The sequence below is a fragment of the Bordetella genomosp. 5 genome, from assembly GCF_002261475.1.
Classification (GTDB): Bacteria; Pseudomonadota; Gammaproteobacteria; order Burkholderiales; family Burkholderiaceae_B; genus Bordetella.
This window is the reverse complement of record NZ_NEVN01000005.1, coordinates 276,329-297,792: the sequence shown is the minus strand read 5'-3', so window position 1 is coordinate 297,792 and position 21,464 is coordinate 276,329. Positions and strand designations below refer to the sequence as shown.

Here is a 21,464-nt window from a genome sequence, read left to right as displayed (position 1 = left end):
GCATGGGACTCAGCCGATCGCGCGCGTCATGCCGATCGCAGCGCCGGGGGCACCCAGGCACGATGGTCCACCGCCGGTCCGGCGTAGCGTTCCGCCTGCACCAGCGCGGTCTGGGCGCTCGGCCCCTGCGTGAGCCGCGAGGTGCCGACGTCGGCGGTCAGCGTGTTGGGATTGCCGTGACGGTCGAGATCGCCGTCGGGATCGGACCATGCACCGGTGGCCATGATGACGACGCCGCGCAGCAGGCCGGGGTCGAGCACCGCGCCGGCCAGGCAGGCGCCGCGGGCGTTGTAGAGGCGCACCACATCGCCCGCGCGAATGCCGCGCTCGGCCGCGTCGTCGGGGTTGAGCGCCACTGCCTCGTGACCCGCGACCTTGCCCGCACGCGACAGCGACGCGGGGTCCAGCTGGCTGTGCAGCCGGGTGCGTGGCTGGTTGGTCAGCAGATGCAGCGGCCAGTCGCGCGCCGCGGGTGCGCCCAGCCACTCCGTGGGCGCGAGCCAGGCCGGGTGCCCCGGGCAATCGTCGTAACCGAAGCCGGCGATCACCTCCGAGTAGAGCTCGATGCGGCCCGAAGGCGTGCGCAGCCGGTGCGCCGCGGGATCCTGGCGAAAGTTCTCATACAGCACATAGGGGCGCTCGGGCGGCGGCACCTCGGCGTAGCCCCGCGCCCAGAATTCATCGAAGGGCGGCAGGGTCACGCCGCGCTCGGCGCAGCCGCCGCGCATCCCTTCGTACACATGACGGCACCAGCCATCGATGTCGCGCCCGGCGGTATAGGCCTCGTAAAAGCCCGCCCGCCGCGCCAGCTCGGCGAAGATGTCGAAGTCGTTGCGCGCCTCACCCTGCGGCGCTATGGCCGGGTGCATGGCGAACACGTAGGGATCGCGGGACGAACCGCCGACGTCGGCGCGCTCGAGCGGCGTGGTGACGGGCAGCACGATGTCGGCGCGGCGCGCGAGCGGCGTCCACCACGACTCATGCACGATCACCGTCTCGGGCGTGCGCCAGGCGCTGCGAAGGCGATTCTGATCCTGATGGTGATGGAAAGGATTGCCGCCCGCCCAATAGATAAGCTTGATATCGGGATAGGCATGGCGCTCGCCGTTGAATTCGTACTCGGCGCCAGGCGCCAGCAGCATGTCGGTAATGCGCGCGACCGGAATGGCGAGCTGTGCCGGGTTGCGCGGCACCGGCACTTCCGGTCCCGGCACGACGCGGCGCGGCTGGCCCACGCCGTTGAGCGAGGCGTGCCCGAAGGCGAAACCCCCGCCCGGCAAGCCGATCTGCCCTACCAGCGCGGCCAGTGCGATCATTGCCCAATAGGGTTGCTCGCCGTACTGCGCCCGCTGCAAAGACCAGGCGGCGGTGAGCAGGCTGCGCTGCGTTGCCAGATCGCGCGCCAGCGCCCGGATCGTGTCCGCCGGCACGCCGGTGATGGCCGCGGCCCACGCCGCGTTCTTGGCCTGACCGTCGGTCTCGCCGCGCAGATAGGCGGCCCAGCGTTCGAAGCCCGTGCAATGCGTGGCCACGAACGCCGCGTCATGCCGCCCCTCGACGATCAGCGTGTGCGCCATCGCGAGCATGAGCGCGGTATCGGTGTTGGGACGGATGGCGATCCAATCGGCATTGCTGCCTTCGGGAATGTCGGCGCGCGTGGGCGTGATCGCGACCAGTCGGATGCCGCGCGCCTGCGCCTCCTGCAGCCAGCCCGACAGGTTGTGCAGGCCTGCGCCGCCCGATGTGACCTGGCTGTTCTTTACCGGAATGCCGCCGAAGGCCACGATCAGGCGCGTATTGCCGAGCACGCTGTCCCAGTCGGTGACGTCCCCGCTGACCGGACTGGTGCCGCCGATGACGTGCGGCAGCAGAAACTGAGCCGCGCCCCAGCTGTAGTTGCCGATCTGGTCGACGCAGCCGCCGCCCTGAAACAGGAAGCGCCGGATCAGGCTGCGCGCGTGATGCACGCGGCCGGCGGACGACCAGCCGTAGGATCCGCCGAAAATACCGGCCGGGCCATGGGCGGCGCGCACGCGGGCGAGCTCGTCGGCGACCAGCGCCAGCGCGCGCTCCCACGACACCTCGATGTATTCGTCGTTTTCGCGCTCGCGATTGCCGTCGAGCCAGCCCTTGCGCACGGCCGGGCGCCGGATGCGCAGCGGCGAATGCACCATCTCCGGAATCGAGGCCAGCATGGCCGAGGGCTCGGGGTCGGGCCCGAACGGCTCGCAGGCCACCAGGCGGCCGTTCTCCGTGACTGCAGTAAAGGCGCCCCAGTGCGCGAGCGAGGGACTGCGTAGACGTGACATGAATGAGAGACCGACCTTGCGGAAAAACGGGAACGCCCGGGCTTTTGCCGCAGCATAAAGGAAAAGTCCTCAGCGCCCATTCGGCGCTGGAAGGCCGGCGCTGTGCAGCCGTCCCCGGTCGGTGTTCAGCCCGGCGCGCGACCCGGCAGCGGCACATGCAGGGTCGCCTTCACGCGCTCCAGCACCACGATGGTCCGAAACCACTTTACGTTCGGGTTGTCGTGGAACAGCCGCTGGGCGAGCGCCTGGAACACGGTCATGCTCGGCACGGTGAGCACCAGCAGGAAGTCGGCCTCGCCGGTCACGTAGTAGCACTGCTGAATCTGCGGCCCCGAGAAATCCTGCTTCATGCGGTCGAGGTCGGCCGACTGCGTGCGGTCGGCGTGCACCTCGACGATCAGGGTGATGACCTGACCGAGCTTTTCGGGGTCGATCACGCTCGCGTCGGCCTGGATGAAGCCGGCCTGGCGCAGACGCAGCAGCCGCCGCTGGACCGACGCGGTCGACAGATGCACGCGCTCGGCCAGCACGCGCAGCGGCAGCTGGTTGTCCTGCTGCAAGGCGGCCAGCAGGGCCAGGTCAAAGTCGTCAGGCAGGTTGGCCGGTTTCATGCGAGAAATTTTCTCATATGAATCGGACAGATCGCATCCACTTATCGCGCCGGGCGCAATAAATTACGGGCACCTCGTTCATGGAGCCTCACATGCATTGGCGCACGCGACTCGTCCAGCCTCAATCCCTCGCCCCCAAGGGCTTCGCCTCGCTTACGGTGCCCACCCACCGGGCATCTACGGTACTGTTCGAGCGCCAGGCCGACGTGCGCGACGGCTGGCGCCAGGACCAGCATGGCTATACCTACGGGGTGTACGGCACGCCCACGACCCTGGAACTCGGCGCCCGCATCGCGCAGCTCGAAGGCGCGCATCACACCTTCGTGGTGCCCGGTGGGCAGGCCGCCATCGCGCTGGTCTATCTGTCCGTGTGCAAACCGGGCTGCCATGTGCTGGTGCCCTACAGTGCCTATGGGCCCAACCTCAAGCTCGCGCGCGGCCTGCTCGCCCGCTTCGACGTCACGATCGAAGCCTACGATCCGCTGATCGGGGCCGGCATCGACGCACTGATCCGCCCGGAGACGGCGCTGATCTGGACCGAGAGCCCGGGGTCGGTCACGATGGAGATCCAGGACGTGCCCGCGATCTGCGCCGCGGCCCGCGCCCGGGGTGTGACGGTCGCGCTCGACAACACCTATGCGGCCGGCGTGCTGTTCGACGCCTTCGCGCACGGCGTGGACATCAGCATCCAGGCGCTGACCAAGTATGTGGGCGGCCACAGCGACCTGCTGCTGGGCACGGTGTCGGTGCGCGACGCGGAGCTCAAGACACGGGTGGGCGACACGCACCAGCAGCTGGGCATGGCCGCCTCGCCCGATGATTGCAGCCTGGCGTTGCGCGGGTTGCAGACACTGGCGCTGCGTCTGGATCACCTCGAGCGCGCCACGCTGGAAATCGCCCGCTGGCTCGCAGAGCAGCCGCAGATCGAGGCGGTGTATCACCCCGCCCTGCCCGACTGCCCCGGCCACGCGGTCTGGAAGCGCGACTTCACCGGGTCGGCCAGCGTGTTCTCCATCCTGTTCCGCGACGCCTACGACAAGGCCGCGGTCGCCGCGTTCATCGACGCCTTGCAGCTGTTCAAGATCGGCATGAGCTGGGGTGGCGTGACGAGCCTGGCCTTGTCGTATCCCGAGCTCGCGCGGCCGAACCGGGATTACGCCGGGCGGCTGGTGCGCCTGAACATCGGCCTGGAGCAGACCCAGGAGTTGATCGACGACCTGCGGCAGGCCTTGGCCGGCCTCGACGGCGGCTGAGGGCTCAGACCAGGCGGTCGGACCCGACGACGTGCACGCCCGGGCGTGGCGAGACGGCCGCGTCCAGCAGCGCCGCCGCGATACGCTCGGCGGGATTGATCCGGTAGCGCCGGGGCAGCACGGGCCCCAGCGCCCCCAGCACCGCCAGACCCAGCCGTTCGCCCAGGCGCGGCTCCTGGCGGTCGCCGCCGATCAGGCCGGGGCGCACATACGTGAGCGAACGGAAGCCGACGCGCGCGAGATCCGCTTCCAGCTCGCCCTTGACCCGGTTGTAAAAAAAGCGTGAATCCGGATCCGCGCCCATGGCGGAGTTGAGCGCATAGACGGGCGTGCCGGCGTCGTGCGCGTGGCGGGCGACCTCGAGCGCGTAGTCGTGATCGACCCGGCGAAACGCCGCCTGCGACCCGGCTTTTTTGATCGTCGTGCCCAGCGTGCAGATGACGGCGTCGGCGCGCCACCACGCCGCCGTCGCGGGCAGGTGGTCGTAGTCGATCCGCGGCGCATCGAGCTTGGGATGCTCGGGCAGCGCCCTTCTCACCGGCGCCACCACCGCGTCGATGCGCGTATCGGCAAGCGCCAGGCGCAGTACGTGGCTGCCGACCAGGCCGGTCGCCCCGACCAACAACAGTTTCATATCGCGCCCCTCTGAATGTCTTGCCGCGGGCCCAAGTGGCGCAGGGCGCCGCGGCGCACTCCGTTACGTGCCATCAGCCGCATGCCGGCACCATCAATACCGGTATTGTCTCCCACACGATCGCCAGTGCGGACAGGAGCGACAGCGCGCCGGTCAGCCACAGCAGGAACCGAAGGCTGCCCTCTTGCGGTCCGCGCGTCGATTGCCGATACCAGACGAGTGCGATCGCCGCCAGCGAGAGCACGCTGACCACCACGATGATCCACGACGACGCGGGCAGGCCGAGCCAGGGCGTCTGCCACTGCCCCCGCGCGCAACCCAGCGCATTGATGATGTACACCGCAAGGAAATGCACGAACCACAGCGTGGGCGCGAACAGCGTGGCCAGGGTGGCGCGGGTGGACGAGGACAGGGCCATGGTCAGCCCACCCACCGGGCAAAGCCGTGCACCAGCGTCAGCGCCACGATGGCCTGGGCCGCGCTGTACGCGGCATAAAGCCGCAGGCTGTCGAAGCTGGCGCGCCGGCCCTCGGTGAGCACGCCGGCCCAGGAGCGCGCCACGGCGAACGCCGCCATCATGGCGGTGATGCCCGCGAACACGGCCTGGACGCCCGCCAGCGCATAGACGGCGGCGGCATACGCCGAGTCCTGCGGACGCAGCCCGGCGCGCCAATGGCCCTCGACTTCCACCCCGGCCGACAGGCCCAGGCACAGCGCCGCCAGCGGCACGCCGATCCGCACGCCGGTCTGTGCGCCGCGCCGCAAGCGTGCGCCGGCCCACTCGAGCAAGGCGCAGCAGGCGAGCGCCAGGCCGCCGGCCAGCCACGGCCGCCAGCCGCCGGGCAGGCGCGCCAGATCGGCCCATCCGGGCGGCGAGGTCGTCCACAGAAAGAGATAGGTAAAGATCAACGCACCAAAAATGCTGGCGCACACGACCAGCAGCATCACCATCGCCCACCAGGCATGGGAGCGCGGCCCGGTGCACGAGACCGGCAGGCGCAGACCGCCCCCGACATCCACCACTCGCCCGTCCGGCCCGGGCTCGGCGCGCCAGACCCAGGCCCAGATCATGACGATCGCCAGCAGGCCGAACAGCGCCGCCGGCACGATCAGTTTGAAGGTCAGCAGCAGGAAGAAGCCGGCCGTGCCGATCGCGGCGAGCATGGGCTTCCAGCCGGGCCCCGGCAACTCGAGCACATACTCCGGCCGCGCGTCGACCGCGCTCGTCACCAGCGTGGCGCGTCGGCCCGTCGGCGCGCCGGGCAGATAGTAGCGGCCGGCTTCGACCTCCTCGGCCAGCCCCGGCTGATCCCACAGCGGTTCGCGGCTGCGCACCACCGGCACGCTGCGCACACCATACTGGCCATTGGGCAGCCACTCCAGCGTGCCCGCGCCCCATACATTGCCGGCATTGTCATCGACCGACGGGCGGAAGTTGCGCGCGAGGTCGATCAGGAACACCAGCACGCCGGCCGCGATCAGCAACGCGCCGCCGGTCGACACCAGATTGAGTTCCGTCCAGCCCTGGCTCTCCGCGTAGGTGTAGACGCGCCGCGGCATGCCGGCCAGCCCGGTGAAATGCATCGGGAAGAAGCTGACGTTGAAGCCGATGAACATCAGCCAGAACGCCCAACGGCCCATGCGCTCGGACAGCGCGCGGCGGCTCACGAAGGGCGTCCAGTAATAGAAGGCCGCGAACAGCGGCAGCACCATGCCGCCGAACAGCACATAGTGCAGATGCGCGACCACGAAATAGCTGTCGTGGGCCTGTAGATCGAACGGAATGACGGCGACCATCACCCCCGTCAGCCCGCCCATCACGAACACGAAGAAGAAGCCCAGAATGAACAGCATGGGCGTCTTGATCGGGCGCAGGCGCGTGGCCGCCGCCAGCGTCGCGATCCACGCGAACACCTGAATCGCGGTCGGCACCGCCACCGCCATGCTCGCCGCCGAGGCGAAGCTCAGCGACAGCGCGGGAATCCCGGTCGCGAACATGTGATGCACCCAGAGACCGAAGCTCACGAAGCCCGTGCCCACGACCGCCATCACCACCAGCCGGTCGCCGACCAGCGGCACCCCGGCAAGCGCGGGGATCATCATCGACACCATGCCCGCCGCCGGCAGGAAGATGATGTAGACCTCGGGATGGCCGAAGAACCAGAACAGATGCTGCCACAACAGCGGGTCGCCGCCCTTCTCCACCATGAAGAACGGCATGCCGAAGGCGCGCTCCATTTCCAGCAGCAGCGTGGCCACGATCACCGCGGGAAAGGCGATGAGCACCATGCCGCAGAACACCAGCATGACCCAGGCGTAGATCGGCATCTTCTCGAGCGTCATGCCCGGCGCGCGGGTGCGCAGGATGCCGACCGCCAGCTCGATCGCGCCGGCGATGGCCGAAATCTCGATGAAGCCGATGCCGAGCAGCCAGAGGTCCGCGTTGACCGCCGGCGAATACGTCGAGCTGGTGAGCGGCGGGTACATGAACCAGCCGCCGTCCGGCGCGAGGCCGACGAACAGGCTGCAGAAGAACACCAGCCCGCCGATCGCATAGGCCCAATAGGCATAGGCGGACAGCCGCGGGAACGGCAGATCGCGGGCCCCGAGCATATTGGGCAGCAACAGCACGGCCACCGCCTCGACGGCCGGGACGGCGAACAGAAACATCATCACCGTGCCGTGCATGGTGAAGAGCTGGTTGTAGAGCTCGTGGCCGATCAGGCCGCTATCGGGCAGCGCCAGCTGCGCCCGCATCAGCAGCGCGAGAATGCCGGCCAGGATGAAAAACAGCAGCGCCGTGCCGATATACAGCAGGCCGATGGTGGTGTTGTTGACGTCGGAGAAGATCCGCCAACCCTTGGGCCGCGCCCAGACGCGGGCCAGTTGCTCGTACTCGCCGTCCGGCCGGGGCGCCGGATCGGGCAGCTGGCCGTGCGCGGCGTGCGCGGCGTGATTCTGAGGAATAGAGGTCACTCGAGACTGTCCAGGTAGGCGGCCAGGGCGCGCAGCTCCGCGCCGCTGAAGGTGTCGAAGGACGGCATGAAGTTGCCGGGCTTGAGCTGTTGGCTCGCGGCGATCCAGCCGGCGAGCGTGCCGATATTGTTGGGCAGTAGACCGGCGCCAAGCGTGCGGCGGTCGGCCAGATGGGTCAGATCCGGGCCGGAGGTGCCCGCCGCCGCCGTGCCGCGCACGGTGTGGCACTCGGCGCACGAGACCAGGAAGCGCTCGCGGCCCTGGCGCAGCAGCGCGGTATCGGGCTCGCGTGCCGGCCGCTGCTGTGCATCGATCCAGGCCTCGAAGGCGCCCGCTTCGAGCGCGTGCACCTCCAGCCGCATGCGTGCGTGCTGGGCCCCGCAGTACTCGGCGCACTGGCCCTGATAGACCCCCGGCGCGTCGGCACGCAGCCGCAGCCGGTTCACGTGGCCCGGCACCATGTCGCGTTTGCCGCCCAGGCTGGGCACCCAGAAGCTGTGAATCACGTCGGCCGCCTTCAGGGTAAACACCACGGGCACGCCGGCAGGAATACGGATGTCGTTGGCCGTCTCGAACAACAGGCCGCCCCGCGCGTCGTGATAGCGCACGCGCCACCACCACATTTCGCCGGTGACTTCCACGTGGAGCGTGTCCTCCTCGCGGGGCTCATGCAGGTCGGGCCCGAGGGTGTAGACCAGCAGCGCGGTCAGCACGACCGTGGGAAACGCCACGCCGGCGCCGATGATCAGCGCGCGATGCCGGATCCTGCGGCGTGCCGCGGCCGGGCCCCAGATGGCCAGACACAGCAGCACGGCCACCAGCAGAAAGATGAGCGTCGCGCCGATCGTCATCACCCAGGCCATCTCGGCGATGCGGGCGGCGGCCTCGCCCTTCGGCGCGAGCGCGGACTGGTCGTTGGCCCGGACATCGGTGGCCCACACGGTGGCCGGTATCGAGGCCAGCCAGGGACAGGAACGCACAAGCGGCGGGGCGATAGTCATTTCTCCTTTGGCATGCGGCTTGCTGGCTGGGATCAGACAGGTTGGCGCGCTCATCAGCACGTGGCGTTCCAGCCCCGACCGCGCGAGCTCCCCGGGCCGCGCCGGCCCGCCAACCCGCGCCACGCCTCAAAGGATTCCGCTTCGTGCCTGTCAGTCCTCGCTCCGGCGGCCTTCGGGCTCTCCGTCGACCCTCGCCGCCGGCGCGCCTCGGGCTGCTGCCGGCACTGTTGCTGGCCCTGGCCGGTTGTGGCGATCCGGCCGAACCCCTGGCAGCCGCCCCGTCGGCCAGCGCCCTGCCCGCCGCCGACGCGACCCGCGGCCGCGCGCGCATCGCCGAGCTGGGCTGCGCCGCCTGTCACAGCGTGCCCGGCCTGCGGTCGCCCACGGCGCAGGTCGGCCCCACGCTCGAGGGCCTGTCTCAGCGAACCTACATCGGCGGCAAGCTGCCCAACACGCCCGACAACCTCGTGCGCTGGTTGATCGACCCGCCGGCCATCGACCCGCGGACCGCGATGCCCTCCCACGGCCTGGACCGGCGCGATGCCGCCGACATCGCCGCCTACCTGCTGGCACAGGACTGAGGCGCCCATGTCCAAGACTCTGCGCATCGTTCTGCTCACGCTCGCCAGCGCCGGCCTGCTCGCCGGCCTGGGCGGCGCCGCCGCCATTTATTTCGGCGTTTACGACATCAGCGCCACCGGCCAGCACACCGCGCCGGTGCACCGAGTGCTGGATGTGGCCTTGAAGCGGGCCATCACCGTCCGCGCCGCCGGCATCGAAGCCCCGCCGCTCGATGATCCGGGCCGGGTACAACGCGGGCTCGCGCTGTATCAACAGCATTGCGTTCAGTGCCACGGTGCGCCGGGCGTGGCGCCGCAGCCGTTCGCGCTCGGTTTGAATCCGGCGCCGGCCGCGCTGGCCCAGACGCCACGCACCTGGCCGGCACCGGAAATGTTCTGGGTCATCCGCAACGGCATCAAGATGACCGGCATGCCGGCCTGGCGGTACCGGCTCGAGGACGAGCAGATCTGGGACGTGGTGGCTTTCATGGGCACGCTGCCCGAGCTCTCGCCGGCGGACTACCGCAAGCAGGCGCGCGCCGCCAGGCCGGTGCCGGCGGCCGACCCGCCCGCGGAGCGGCCCGCCGATCTGCGCGCCGGCCGGGACGCCATGCATCAATATCTGTGCGCCACCTGTCATGCGATCCCGGGCGTCGTCGGCGCGCAGTACGACGTCGGGCCGTCGCTGGCGGGCATGGCCAACCGGCCGTTGATTGCCGGTACGCTGCCGAACACCCCCGAGACCATGGCGGCGTGGCTGCGCGATCCGGGCCGCCACGCGCCGGGCACCGCCATGCCCGACCTGGACGTGTCGGAACAGGATGCGCGCGACATGGCGGCCTTTCTGGGAACGCTGGACAAAGAGTGAGCACCGCCGACACGACTGGATACTTAATGTCGTCGGCGGTTTCTGTGATCTGGTCAGGGATGTCAGTAGGGTTCTATGATTCGGCTGCGCCGCTGTCATCGTCCCCTCAGCCATCCCGTTGCATCAAGGAGTCGTACGTGCCCGATACCCTCACCGTCGCCGCAGCTGGCGCGGACCCGCGGGCCTTTCTTGCGGGGGGCGGCGAGGCCGGTGCCCTGCTTCGCGCGCACGACTGGCGCGGCACCCGGCTGGGCGATCCGGCGGGCTGGCCGCAAAGCCTCAAGACCGCGGTTCGCATCATGCTGACCTCGCGGCAACCCATCTATATCGCATGGGGCGAGGACTTCCATTTTCTGTACAACGATCCCTATCAGTCGATTCTCGGTGCACGGCATCCGGCCGCCATGGCGCAGCCCACGCGCGAGGTCTGGCACGAAATCTGGCACTACATGGAGCCGCTGCTGCATACGGCGGTGACGCGGGCCGAAGGCACGTACGAAGAAGAGAAGCTCCTCATCATGGAGCGCAACGGCTATCCCGAGGAAACGTACTACACGTTTTCGTTTACGCCGCTGCCGAATGACGATGGCTCGATCGGCGGCATCATCTGCGCCAATAGCGACGACACCCGGCGCGTGGTGGGCGACCGCCAGCTCAAGCTGCTGCGCGAGCTGGCCACCGTCATGCCGCAGGCCGCCGACTGGCGCGATGCCTGCCGCCTGAGCGGCGAAGCCTTCGCCGTCAATCCGCAGGATATCGTCTTCGGCCTGATCTATGCCATCGAACCCCAAAGCAACGGGGCGGAGCTGACGGCACTGTGCGGTGCGCAACCGGACTCGGCGCTCGCCCCCGCCCGCCTCGCGCTGGCCGAAGCGGTCTGGCCCTGCGCCGAGGCGCTGCGCCGCGGCGAACCCATTCTGGTGGACCAGCTCGACACCCGCTTTCCCGGCGCCCTGCCCGCCAACATCTGGGAGCGGCCGCCGAAGCAGGCGGCCCTGCTGCCGATTCGGGCCACCAGCGAAGACGAGCCCGCCTTCGTGCTGGTCGTGGGACTGAACCCGCTGCGGCTCTACACCCACGAATACGCACACTTTCTGGATCTGGCCGCCGCGCAGATCGGGGCCTCGCTGCGCTATGCCCGCGCCTACGAACAGGAGCGCCGCCGTTCCGAGGCCCTGGCCGAAATCGACCGCGCCAAAACGCAGTTTTTCTCGAACATCAGCCACGAGTTCCGCACGCCGCTCACGCTGATGCTCGCGCCGCTCGAAGACCTGCTGAACGAGGCCACGCTCGATCCCACCCGCCTCGCGCCGGTCGAGCTCGCGCACCGCAACGGTCTGCGCCTGCTCAAGCTCGTCAACGCGCTGCTGGATTTCTCGCGCATCGAAGCCGGACGCGTCCAGCTCGATCTGCAGCCCACCGATCTGTCCACGGTCACGGCGGACCTCGCCGCGCTGTTCCGCTCGACCATGGAAAAAGCCGGGCTCGCCTTCGACATCGACTGCCCGCCGCTGCCGCGCGCCGTGATGCTCGACCGCGAAATGTGGGAAAAGGTGATCCTGAATCTGCTGTCGAACGCCTACAAGTTCACCTACGACGGCGGCGTGCGCGTGTCGGTGCGCGCCAGTGCCGACGGCCAGCACGCCGAGGTCGAGATCGCCGACACCGGACTGGGCATCGCCTCGGAAGAATTGCCCCGGGTGTTCGACCGCTTCCATCGGGTGGCGGGCGCGCAGGGCCGCAGCATCGAAGGCAGCGGCATCGGCCTGGCCCTGGTGCAGGAGTTCGTGCGCCTGAACGGCGGCGAAGTCAGCGCCAGCAGCGAGATCGGCGTCGGTACCACCATGGCGTTGCGGCTGCCGCTCGGCCCACCGCTGCATGTGGCCAGCGACACGCCCGCGCGCAGCGCGCCGGCGCTGGCGAGCGCTTACCTAGACAGCACTGCCGTCGCCGACCTGCGCCCGGACGCCACCGGCGTCGCGGCACAGAGCGGCAGCGTGCTGGTGGTGGACGACAACGACGACATGCGCGCCTACATCGGCCGGATTCTGCTGGCCTCCGGCTACGACGTCGAGGCCGCGCCCGACGGCATGGCCGCGCTCGCGCAGGCGCGCCGCAAGCGCCCGGACCTGATTCTGTCGGACGTCATGATGCCGCGGCTCGATGGCTTCGGGCTGCTGGCCGCCTTGCGGGCCGATCCCACGCTCAACACGGTGCCGGTCCTGCTCGTGTCGGCGCGCGCCGGCGAAGAAGCCTCGGTCGACGGCCTGCGCGCCGGCGCCGACGACTATCTGATCAAGCCCTTCTCCGCGCGCGAATTGCTGGCGCGCGTGAGCGGCAATCTCCGGCTCAACCGGCTGCGGCAGGAGTCGGCCCGCCGGCTGGCCGACGAAGCACGCACCCTCGAGGTCCTGAACCATGTGGGCGCGGTGGTGGCGGCCGAGTTCGACATGACCCGCGCGGTCGAGGCGGTGATCAGCGCGGCCACCGAGCTCACCGGCGCCGCCCTGGGGCTGCTCACCTACCCGTGCGCGCCCGACGCCGCGCCGTCGCAGCCGCGCCTGGCCATCGCGGGCGACCACGGACTACTCGGGCACCATTGCGCCGCGCGCCTGCCGGCCTGGCCGACCGGAATCGGTGTCCTGCGTCACGATGATCTGGCCGAGGCGCACGTGATGCTGCCCGGTCTGGCGCTTACCCCCCGCAGCTACCTCTCCGCGCCGGTGCGCGGGCGCGACGGCAGCCTGATGGGCCATCTCTATCTGGTGCATCCGGAGCCGCAGGCCTTCGACGAGCGCGCCGAGCGGCTGGTCATCGGGATCGTGGCGCAGGCGGCCATCGGCATCGACAACGCGATGCTGTATCAGGCCGCACAACGCGAGATCGCCGAGCGCGCCCGCGCCGAAACGGCGCTGCGCGAACTCAACAACAGCCTGGAACGCCGCATCGCCGACGCCGTGGCCGAGCGCGACCGCCTGTGGGAGCACAGCGACGATCTGCTCGTGATCTGCGACGGCGAGGGGCATCTGGCGCGTCTCAGCCCGTCCTGGAGACAGCGGCTCGGCTATCCCGACACCGCGCTGGCCGATCAGCGCTACGGCAGTCTCGTGCATCCCGATGACGAGGCGGGCGCGGGCGCCGTCTTCGCCGCGTTGCGCGCCGGGGCCGGCAGCCAGCACGCCGAGCACCGCCTGCGCACCGCGACCGGCGAGTGGCGCTGGGTGGCCTGGACCTGGTCCTTCGACGCCGCGGCCAACAGCATCCATGGCGTCGGCCGCGACATCACTGCCGACAAGGCCGCCGCCGAGGCGCTGCGCGAGGCCGAGGAAGCCCTGCGCGTGTCGCAGAAGATGGAGGCGGTGGGCCAGCTGACCGGCGGCGTGGCGCACGATTTCAACAACCTGCTGCAGGTGATCGGCGGCAATCTGCAACTGCTGCAGCGCGACCTGGCCGACAATCCCCGCGGCCAGCAGCGCGCGCGCAACGCGCTGGCCGGCGTCGAACGCGGCGCCAAGCTGGCCTCGCAACTGCTCGCGTTCGGCCGGCGCCAGCCGCTCGCCCCGAAGGTCATCAACCTGGCGCGTTTCCTGCACGATTTCGAAGACATGCTGCGCCGCGCCGTGGGCGACGGCGTGGAGGTGGATCTGCGCATCCCCGCCGATCTCTGGCACACCCTGGCCGATCCCCATCAGGTGGAAAACGCGCTGCTGAATCTTGCCATCAACGCCCGCGATGCCATGGAAGGCCACGGCTCGCTGATCGTCGCGGCCGACAACGTCACGCTGCCGCCGCGCGATCATGAAGGCGCGCTGCGGCCGGGCCAGTACGTCACGCTCGCCCTGACCGACACCGGCTGCGGCATCGACAAAGCCCTGCTCGAGCGCGTGTTCGAGCCGTTCTACACGACCAAGCCCGAGGGCCAGGGCACGGGCCTGGGGCTGAGCATGGTGTATGGCTTCGTCAAACAGACGGGCGGCCATGTGCAGCTCGACAGCGCACCCGGTCGCGGCACCACGGTCAAACTGTATTTGCCGCGTATCGAACAGGCCGAAGCGCCCGTTCATGCGCCGCTGCCCGCCGACACGCAGGGCGGCAACGAGACGGTGCTGGTGGTCGAGGACGACGACGCGGTGCGCGCCACGGTGGTCGATCTTTTCACCGGGCTGGGCTACCGCGTGCTGGAAGCCCGCGATGCGCAGAGCGCGCATGGCATCTTCGAGGCCGGCACCGCGGTCGACCTGCTCTTTACCGATGTGGTCATGCCGGGGCCGCTGCGCAGCCCGGAGCTTGCGCGACTGGCGCGCGCCAGGCAGCCCGATCTGGCGGTGCTTTTCACCTCGGGCTACGCGGCCGACGCGATCGTGCATGGCGGCCGGCTCGATGAGGGCATCGATCTGCTGTCCAAGCCCTACACCGCGGCGGCGCTGGCGCAACGCGTGCGGCAGGTGCTGGATGCGCGCGGCGTCGTGCAGGCGGCGGCGCGGGCCGGCGCGGCCATTGCGGCCGATGCCGTGGATGCGGCGCCGAACCCGTTGCGCGACCTCCGCGTGCTGGTCCTGGACGCCGCCGAAGACGCCCGTTCGCACGCCTGCACCCTGATTCAGGGGCGCGACGCCGACGCCTATGGCGCTGGCGGCGTGGCCGAGGCCTATGCGCTGCTCGACCGGCATGCGTTCCAGGTGCTGGTCACCGATCCGGCCCTGCCTGATGGTTCGGGGCTCGAGGTGGCCGCCGCGGCCCGGATGCTGAATCCGGCGCTGGTCGTCCTCGTCACCTCCGACGAAGATCAACGCGACCGCTTGAGTGTGTATCCGCAGCTGCGCAGCGCCCGCCAGCTGCGCAAGCCCTACACGCCCGACCAGTTGCTGGACGCGCTGCAGGCTCAGGTGGCCACGCCGACCGTCAAGGTCTGAGCCCGGGCCTGCGCCTGTGCGTGCGTCTGCGCACGACCCGGCCGCCGCCACCGCCGCCCCAGGCCGGGCTGCGGCGTCAGCGGCCGGGTCGCACCCGAACTTGCCTACTTGAACGCGTCCAGCGCGGCCGCGAGCGACTGCGGGCGGTAGTCGTCCCAAGGCGTATCGCCGACGTCGAGCCGATCATGAATGTTGCGCACCGTCCATTGATCGCCGCGCTTGAGCGACTTCAGTTCGTCCCAGGCCAGCGGCACCGACACGCCCAGCCCGGGCCGCGCACGGGCCGACCAGGCGGCCACCGTGGTGGCGCCGAAGCCATTGCGCAGGTAGTCGACGAAGATCTTGCCCACCCGGTTGCGCGGACCGCTCTTTGCCACGAAACGCTGCGGCACGGTCTGCGCGAGGTGCCGCACGATGGCTTGCGCGCAGCCCTTCACGGTGTCCCAATCATGTTGGCGCCGTAGCGGCACCACCACGTGCAGCCCCTTGCCGCCGCTGGTTTTGAGCCAGGCGGTCAGGCCGAGTTCCTGCAGCAGCGTGCGCACCAGCTGCGCCCCCTCCACCACCGCGGTCCACTGCACGCCCTCGCCCGGATCGAGGTCGAACACCATGCGGTCCGGCTTGTCGATCGCGTCCTTGTGGGCGTTCCAGGTATGGAACTCCACCACGTTCATCTGGACGGCCGACATCAGCGCCGTGTCGCTCGGCACCTCGAGCAAGGGAGGATGATCGGGGTCGAGTTCCTGCGGCAGGGTGAGGACGCCGGGCATGGCGTGTTCCAGGTGCTTCTGGAAGAACATCGCCGCGCCGATGCCCGCCGGCGCGCGCAGAAACGAGGTCGGCCGCCCGGCCAGATGCGGCAGGATCTGCGGCGCGACCAGCGCGTAATAGCGGGCAAGATCGAGCTTGGTCGCACCGGATTGCTCGTCGATGACCCGATCGGGGCTGGTTAGCCGGCCCGGCTTGGCGCGGGCGCCGATGTCGTCCTGGCCCGCCCGAGCGGCGCCGTCGGCCTTCGAGGCTTTTGTTTTTTTGCCGGACTCGCCGGCGGCCGCGTTGTCCGCGGCGTCGGCCTTTGTCGTGGACCCGGCCGCTTTCGAGGATTTGGCCGTTCTGGCGGCCTGGGTGCGCCGGTCGGCTTTGCCGCCATCTTCCGCCTGCGTGTCCGCGGCGCCAGCCCCGCGCTCGGGCGTCTCGCGCACGATCGCCGATGCCGGCTTGTCTTCGCGCAGTCCGCGAAACACGGCATGCCGCACATGACCCGCGCCGGTCCATTCGCCGAAGGACACCTCGGCCACCAGACGCGGCTCGACCCAGTGCACCTTGCGGCCGGGCTTGGCGCCCGGCGCGAGCGGACTGTCGGCGCGCTCGATCTTGCTCAGGCGCGCCACCAGATCCGCGAGCATGCGATCATCGAAACCGGTGCCGACGTTGCCGGCGTGACGCAGCGTGCCTTCCTGGTCATGCACGGCCAGCACCAGCGCGCCCAGCCCCACGCGCGTGCCCTGAGGCTCGGTGTAGCCCGCGATCACGAACTCCTGGCGCCGGGCGCATTTGAGCTTGATCCAGGTATCGCTGCGGCGTGTGACATACGGCGCATCGCGCCGCTTGGCGATGATGCCCTCCAGGCCCAGCTTGCACGCCGAGGCCACCAGGTCCGAGACGGGTTTGTCGAAGGCCGCGCTGAAGCGCAGCGGCTCTTCGCCGCGCGCGATCACCTGCTCGAGGATCTCGCGCCGGCGCCACAAGGGCTCCTCGCGCAGATCCCGGCCGGTCACGTAAGGCAGATCGAAAGCGTAGTACAGAATGCGTTCGGCACGTTCCTCGTCGAAGGCGTTCTGCAGCGCCTGAAAGCTGGGATTGCCGTCATCGGCCATCACGACGATCTCGCCGTCGATCCAGGCGTTCTCCACCGGCAACGCGGCGATTGCCCGGGCCAGTTGCGGCATCCGCGCCGTCCAGTCGTGGCCGTTCCGGGTGTAGAGCCGGGCCTCGCCTCGGTCGAGCCGCGCCATCACGCGATAGCCATCGAACTTCAGTTCGTGAATCCACTCGCCGGGCGCATGCGGCGGGCGTTCGACCAGCGTCGCCAGCTGCGGGCGCAGCGTGTCGGGCAACGGCGCGGCGCGTCCCGGCAGGTCCGCGTCGCCGGCTGCGCTCGATGATGCAGCATCGGCTGCCGCAGCGTCGGCTGCCGCAGCATCGGCTGCCGCAGCGTCGGCTGCCGGCGCCTTGCGCGGCTCGCCGCGCAGCGGCACCACGCTGTCCGGATACTCGTCCACCAGACTGAATTCGCTCTCGGGCTTGGCCAGCGCATCCTTCTCCTTGATGAGCAGCCACGGCACCTGCTTCTCGCCCTTGCCTTTCATGCGCACCAGGGCCCAGCGGCCGTGCAGCTTGGAGCCGTGCAGCTCGAATTTGAGATGACCGTCGCGGTAGCCCTTGCGCGGATCGGACAGCGGCTGCCATATCCCTTCGTCCCAGATGATGACCTTGCCCGCCCCGTACTGGCCCTTGGGTATCTCGCCCTCGAACTGGTTGTACGCGATCGGATGATCCTCGACCTGCACCGCCATCCGCTTGACCGTCGGGTCATAGGTGGGCCCCTTGGGCACCGCCCAGCTCTTCATGGCGCCGTCCAGCTCCAGGCGGAAGTCGTAATGCAGGCGGCTCGCCCAATGCTTCTGCACCACGAACGCGAGCGCGTCGGGATTGGCATCGCCGCCCTCCGCTGGCTCCGAGGTCACCTTGAAGTCGCGCTTCTCGCGATAGGTCTTGAGCGTATCGGCCATGGTCAGGCCGCCTTGCGCGTACGCGCATCACCATTGCCGCGCGAGGTCTTGCTCGCTGATTTGCCGGCTGATTTGGACGCCGATTTCGCCGATCCTTTGGCCGCGGTCTTGGTCGCGCTCTTGCCGGCCGACTTGCTGCTTCTGGAGGCGGTCTTGCCGGCGGACGTTTTGGTTGCGGCCTTCTTGGCCGAGGCGGATTTTGCAGCGGTCTTCTTCGTCGTCTTGGCGGCGCTTTTCTCTTCCTTGCGCACCGGCGTCACCGTCGCGCTGTCCGAGCCCGACTTCTTGCCGCCCGCGCCACGCGACTTCAGACTGCGCTGCAGCAGCTCGGTCAGGTCGATGACGTTATCGCTCGAGCTCGGCGCCTCTTCCTCGGGCTCCCATACCGTTTCGCCCTCGCCCGCCTTGGCCTTCTTCTCGACCAGGCTCATGATCGCGTCCTTGAACTCGTCCTTGAAATCGTCCGGATTCCAGGGCGCGCTCATGTCCTCGACCAGCATCTTCGCCATCTTCAGCTCGCTGGCACTGGGCGTCGCGGACTTGCCGCTGGGCAGGTCCAGCTCATCCACGGCCTTGACCTCGTCGCCCCAGCGCATGAGATCGAGCACCAGCGCATCGCCGGAAGGAATCAGCGCGGCGAGATGCTGCTTGGTCTGGATCACCACGCGCGCGATGCCGATCTTGCCGGTCTTGGCCAGCGTATCGCGCAGCAAGGCGTAGACCTTGTGCCCCTTGTTGATGGGCGCCAGGTAGTAGGGCCGCTCCAGATACAGGAAGGGCACGTCCGCCGCGTCGACGAAGCGGTCGATCTCGATGGTCTGCGTCGTGCGCGGATAGGCCTGGTTGATCTCTTCCGGCGAGATCACCACGTACTTGCCGTCTTCGTATTGCACGCCCTTCACGATGAAATCGCGATCGATCTCGCGGCCCGTGCGCTTGTTGATGCGCTTGTAGCCCACGGGGTCCATGGTGCGCTTGTCAAGCCAGTCGAAGTCCACGCCGGACTCCGTCGTCGCGGTGTGCAAGCCCACGGGAATATGCACCAGGCCAAAGGAAATGGCCCCTTTCCAGATCGTTCGAGTGGATGCCATGATGTCTCCTGCGCTGAGCGTCGGGCGTGCCTCACGCCCGGTTCGACCCGATCGCGCAGCAAGCCTCATACCCGACGGAGTATCGCCATGATCGTCGAAGTTTTTCAACATCCCGATGGACAATGGTCGTTCCGCAGCATCGCGCTGCTGGGCGTACAGGAAGACCGCGGCCGCTACCCCGATGCCGCCCAGGCCGAAGCCGCCGCCCGTATCGCCTACCCCGATGTCTCGGTGGACCGGGTCGCGCCCGAAGACGACACGGCGCGGCGCGCACCACCCGGCTGACACCCCGGCCCAGGCGACGCTGCCCGCTGCGCGCGCTTGGAGTCCGCGCCCGCCCGCGTCAGAGGGCGCGGCCGTCAGATTCCGCGCGCGGCCGCGTCGCGGAACGCCTCGCGCAAGGCCTCGCCCGCCGGGCTCATGGCGCGGTCGCGCGGCCAGACCACCGTGAGCGCGGGGTCGTCCAGCGCCAACAGAAGGCGCGTCCGCAGACCCAGGCGTTGCGCATGCAGCGCGCCGAGGCTCTCCACGATGGCCGCGCCCAATCCCTCGGCGGCGAGCGCGCAGGCCGCCGACGACTGCCCCACCTCGATCAGCGGCCGATATGGCAGGTCGCGCGCTTCCAGCGCCTGCCGCGTGGCGCGTCCGGCCGGCAAGGCCGTGGCGAGCACGATCGGCCCGTCGTCGGCCACCTGTGCGAGGGTCAGGCGGCGCCGTGCCGCATAGGGGTGATCCGCGCGGAACACCGCATGCAGCGCGAGCGAGGCCAGGCGCTCACCCGCGACGCGATCGCCGTCGGCCAGGTTGCCGACCATGATCCCCAGATCGATCCGATGATCGGCGGCCATGTCGATGATCTCGAGGGCGGTGCCGGCGCGCACCGTGACCGCGACGCCGGGGTGCGCACGCCGCATGGCCGCCAGCGCGGGCGGCAACAGGCTGGTCGCAGCAATCGCCACGGCGCCGATCGCCAGACGCGCCTGGGCCCCGTACCGGATGTCGCTGGCCAGCCGGTCCACCGACTCGATCCCGGCCAGGGCATTGAGCACCTCCGGGATGAGCGCGCGACCCTGGCTGGTGAGCTGCAGCCGGCGATGTTCCCGACTGAACAAGGCAAAGCCGAGCCGAGTATCGAGATCGCGCAGCAGCGCGCTCGCGGCCGGCTGCGTCATGCCGATCGCGGCCGACGCGGCCGTGACGGTTCCGTGTTGGTACATGGCGCGCAACAGCGTGAGTTCGCGGCGGCTGATCATATGAAATCCGTATGGAATCAGTTTATTTATCTATTTGACCATATGAAATCGCGCGCACCACAATCGATTCCGTTCCTACGCTATCGCCGCCACGATGTCCGCCAATACCATCACGTCCGTCACCTGCATTCCGATGCGCCTGCCGTTTCATCACTGGAGCCCCGCGCCGCTCTTCGCCGGACGCCCGCGCGACAAGCTCGACAGCGCGCTCGTGCGGGTGCAGACCGAGGACGGCACCGTCGCATGGGGCGAGTCGTATTGCGTGGAGCCGCGCGCGCTTCCCGCCATCTTCGAGACGCTGATCGCGCCGCTCGCCTGCGGCAAGAACGCCGACGACGACACGCTCTTGCCCACCATGCAACGCGTGCTGCACAACCTCGGCCGCTCCGGCCCGGTCGTGCATGCGCTGGCCGGCCTGGATATCGCGCTGTGGGATCTGCGCGCCAAGCGCGCCGGACAGCCGCTCTACGCCCTGCTCGGCGGCAAGCAACGCGACAGCGTGCGCGTGTATGCCTCGCTGTTGCAGTACTACGGCAACGCCGAGCGCCTGCACGCGGTCACGACGCAGGCGCTCGCCGAGGGGTACGAAGAGATCAAACTGCACGAGCGCACGGCCGACGCGGTCGGCGCCACGCGGGCCGCCACCGGCCCCGGCATCCCCATCATGGTCGACACCAACTGCGCCTGGCTGCCCGGCCAGGCCGAGGACGAGATCGCCGCGATGCGTGCGCATGACCCTTTCTGGATCGAAGAGCCGCTGTGGCCGCCCGAAGACGCCCAGGCGCTGGCCCGACTCAAAGCCGTCTGCGGCGTGCCCGTGGCCGTCGGCGAGAACGCCAGCAGCGCCTATGCCCTGCATCGCATGATCGCCACCGAGGCCACCGACTACGTGCAACCCAGCGTCATCAAGCTTGGCCTCACCGCCGCGTGGGAGATCTCGCGTGCGTGCGCAGGCACCGCGGTGGCGTGCGCGCCGCAGGTGGCCTTCTTCGGCCCGGGCTTTCTGGCCAGCCTGCACCTGATCGCCGCGCAGGCGCATGAGGTCTCGCTGGAACGCCTGTATGTCGAGCTGGCCCACGTGCCCTATGGCGCCACCGTGCCCATCGAGCGCGGCCGCCTCGCCGTTCCCGACACCCCGGGACTGGGCGCCGACCCCGAACCCGCCCTGGCCGAAGGCCGCTACAGCGAGTGACACGGCGACGG

The 21,464-nt window shown here is 69.4% G+C and carries 15 protein-coding genes; 6 read left to right on the top strand and 9 right to left on the bottom strand.

Annotation, left to right across the window (positions count from 1 at the left end; all coding sequences use genetic code 11):
- Positions 1–26: 26 nt before the first annotated feature.
- Together CEK29_RS11435 and CEK29_RS11430 are read right to left on the bottom strand one after the other, a co-directional pair.
- Positions 27–2,309, bottom strand: a complete 2,283-nt coding sequence (locus CEK29_RS11435; RefSeq protein WP_094858149.1) for a molybdopterin-dependent oxidoreductase — start codon at positions 2,307–2,309, stop codon at positions 27–29.
- 125 nt (positions 2,310–2,434) lie between these two features.
- On the bottom strand, positions 2,435–2,920 hold the full coding sequence (locus tag CEK29_RS11430; protein ID WP_094799884.1) for an Lrp/AsnC family transcriptional regulator: 486 nt from the start codon (positions 2,918–2,920) through the stop codon (positions 2,435–2,437).
- Positions 2,921–3,012: 92 nt separating this feature from the next.
- Here CEK29_RS11430 and CEK29_RS11425 point away from each other — a divergent pair, with 92 nt between their 5' ends.
- Positions 3,013–4,173: a cystathionine beta-lyase gene (locus CEK29_RS11425; protein WP_094858148.1), complete on the top strand. Its 1,161-nt coding sequence runs from the start codon at positions 3,013–3,015 to the stop codon at positions 4,171–4,173.
- 4 nt (positions 4,174–4,177) lie between these two features.
- Here the strand turns inward: CEK29_RS11425 and CEK29_RS11420 are convergent, their stop codons facing one another.
- From CEK29_RS11420 to coxB, 4 genes are all read right to left on the bottom strand, one after another.
- Complete coding sequence (locus CEK29_RS11420; protein WP_094858147.1) at positions 4,178–4,807, bottom strand: NAD(P)H-binding protein; 630 nt, start codon at positions 4,805–4,807, stop codon at positions 4,178–4,180.
- Between the two features lie 73 nt (positions 4,808–4,880).
- The gene (locus CEK29_RS11415) at positions 4,881–5,225 is read right to left on the bottom strand and encodes a hypothetical protein (RefSeq protein ID WP_094858146.1); all 345 of its coding nucleotides are present in this window, start codon (positions 5,223–5,225) and stop codon (positions 4,881–4,883) included.
- A 2-nt stretch (positions 5,226–5,227) separates the two neighbouring features.
- Complete coding sequence (locus CEK29_RS11410) at positions 5,228–7,783, bottom strand: cbb3-type cytochrome c oxidase subunit I (RefSeq protein WP_255176136.1); 2,556 nt, start codon at positions 7,781–7,783, stop codon at positions 5,228–5,230.
- A complete protein-coding gene (coxB, locus tag CEK29_RS11405) occupies positions 7,780–8,784 on the bottom strand; it encodes a cytochrome c oxidase subunit II (protein WP_094858145.1) in 1,005 nt (334 codons plus the stop codon). The genes CEK29_RS11410 and coxB overlap by 4 nt, the downstream gene beginning before the upstream one ends.
- Before the next feature lie 143 nt (positions 8,785–8,927).
- Here coxB and CEK29_RS11400 point away from each other — a divergent pair, with 143 nt between their 5' ends.
- The 3 genes from CEK29_RS11400 (at position 8,928) to CEK29_RS11390 (ending at position 15,125) form a co-directional block, all read left to right on the top strand.
- Positions 8,928–9,365 carry a c-type cytochrome gene (locus CEK29_RS11400; protein ID WP_249279018.1) on the top strand — a complete coding sequence of 146 codons (438 nt, stop codon included), beginning with the start codon at positions 8,928–8,930 and terminating at the stop codon, positions 9,363–9,365.
- 7 nt (positions 9,366–9,372) lie between these two features.
- Positions 9,373–10,212 (top strand): c-type cytochrome, encoded by an 840-nt coding sequence (locus tag CEK29_RS11395; protein WP_094858144.1) that lies wholly within the window; start codon positions 9,373–9,375, stop codon positions 10,210–10,212.
- Between the two features lie 137 nt (positions 10,213–10,349).
- The gene (locus tag CEK29_RS11390) at positions 10,350–15,125 is read left to right on the top strand and encodes a response regulator (protein ID WP_255176135.1); all 4,776 of its coding nucleotides are present in this window, start codon (positions 10,350–10,352) and stop codon (positions 15,123–15,125) included.
- Positions 15,126–15,229: 104 nt separating this feature from the next.
- On the opposite strand, the gene ligD is transcribed toward CEK29_RS11390, so the two are convergent.
- Positions 15,230–17,917: a DNA ligase D gene (ligD, locus tag CEK29_RS11385; RefSeq protein WP_094858142.1), complete on the bottom strand. Its 2,688-nt coding sequence runs from the start codon at positions 17,915–17,917 to the stop codon at positions 15,230–15,232.
- Between the two features lie 2 nt (positions 17,918–17,919).
- Entirely contained in the window at positions 17,920–19,008 is a 1,089-nt protein-coding gene (gene ku, locus CEK29_RS11380) for a non-homologous end joining protein Ku (protein ID WP_094858141.1), read from the bottom strand.
- Positions 19,009–19,095: 87 nt separating this feature from the next.
- Between ku and CEK29_RS11375 the strand changes: the two genes are divergently transcribed.
- Positions 19,096–19,293, top strand: a complete 198-nt coding sequence (locus tag CEK29_RS11375) for a hypothetical protein (RefSeq protein WP_094799875.1) — start codon at positions 19,096–19,098, stop codon at positions 19,291–19,293.
- Positions 19,294–19,367: 74 nt separating this feature from the next.
- Here the strand turns inward: CEK29_RS11375 and CEK29_RS11370 are convergent, their stop codons facing one another.
- Complete coding sequence (locus tag CEK29_RS11370; protein WP_094799874.1) at positions 19,368–20,261, bottom strand: LysR family transcriptional regulator; 894 nt, start codon at positions 20,259–20,261, stop codon at positions 19,368–19,370.
- A 94-nt stretch (positions 20,262–20,355) separates the two neighbouring features.
- On the opposite strand from CEK29_RS11370, the gene CEK29_RS11365 reads away from it, so the two are divergent.
- Positions 20,356–21,453, top strand: a complete 1,098-nt coding sequence (locus CEK29_RS11365) for a mandelate racemase/muconate lactonizing enzyme family protein (RefSeq protein WP_094858140.1) — start codon at positions 20,356–20,358, stop codon at positions 21,451–21,453.
- Positions 21,454–21,464 lie beyond the last annotated feature (11 nt).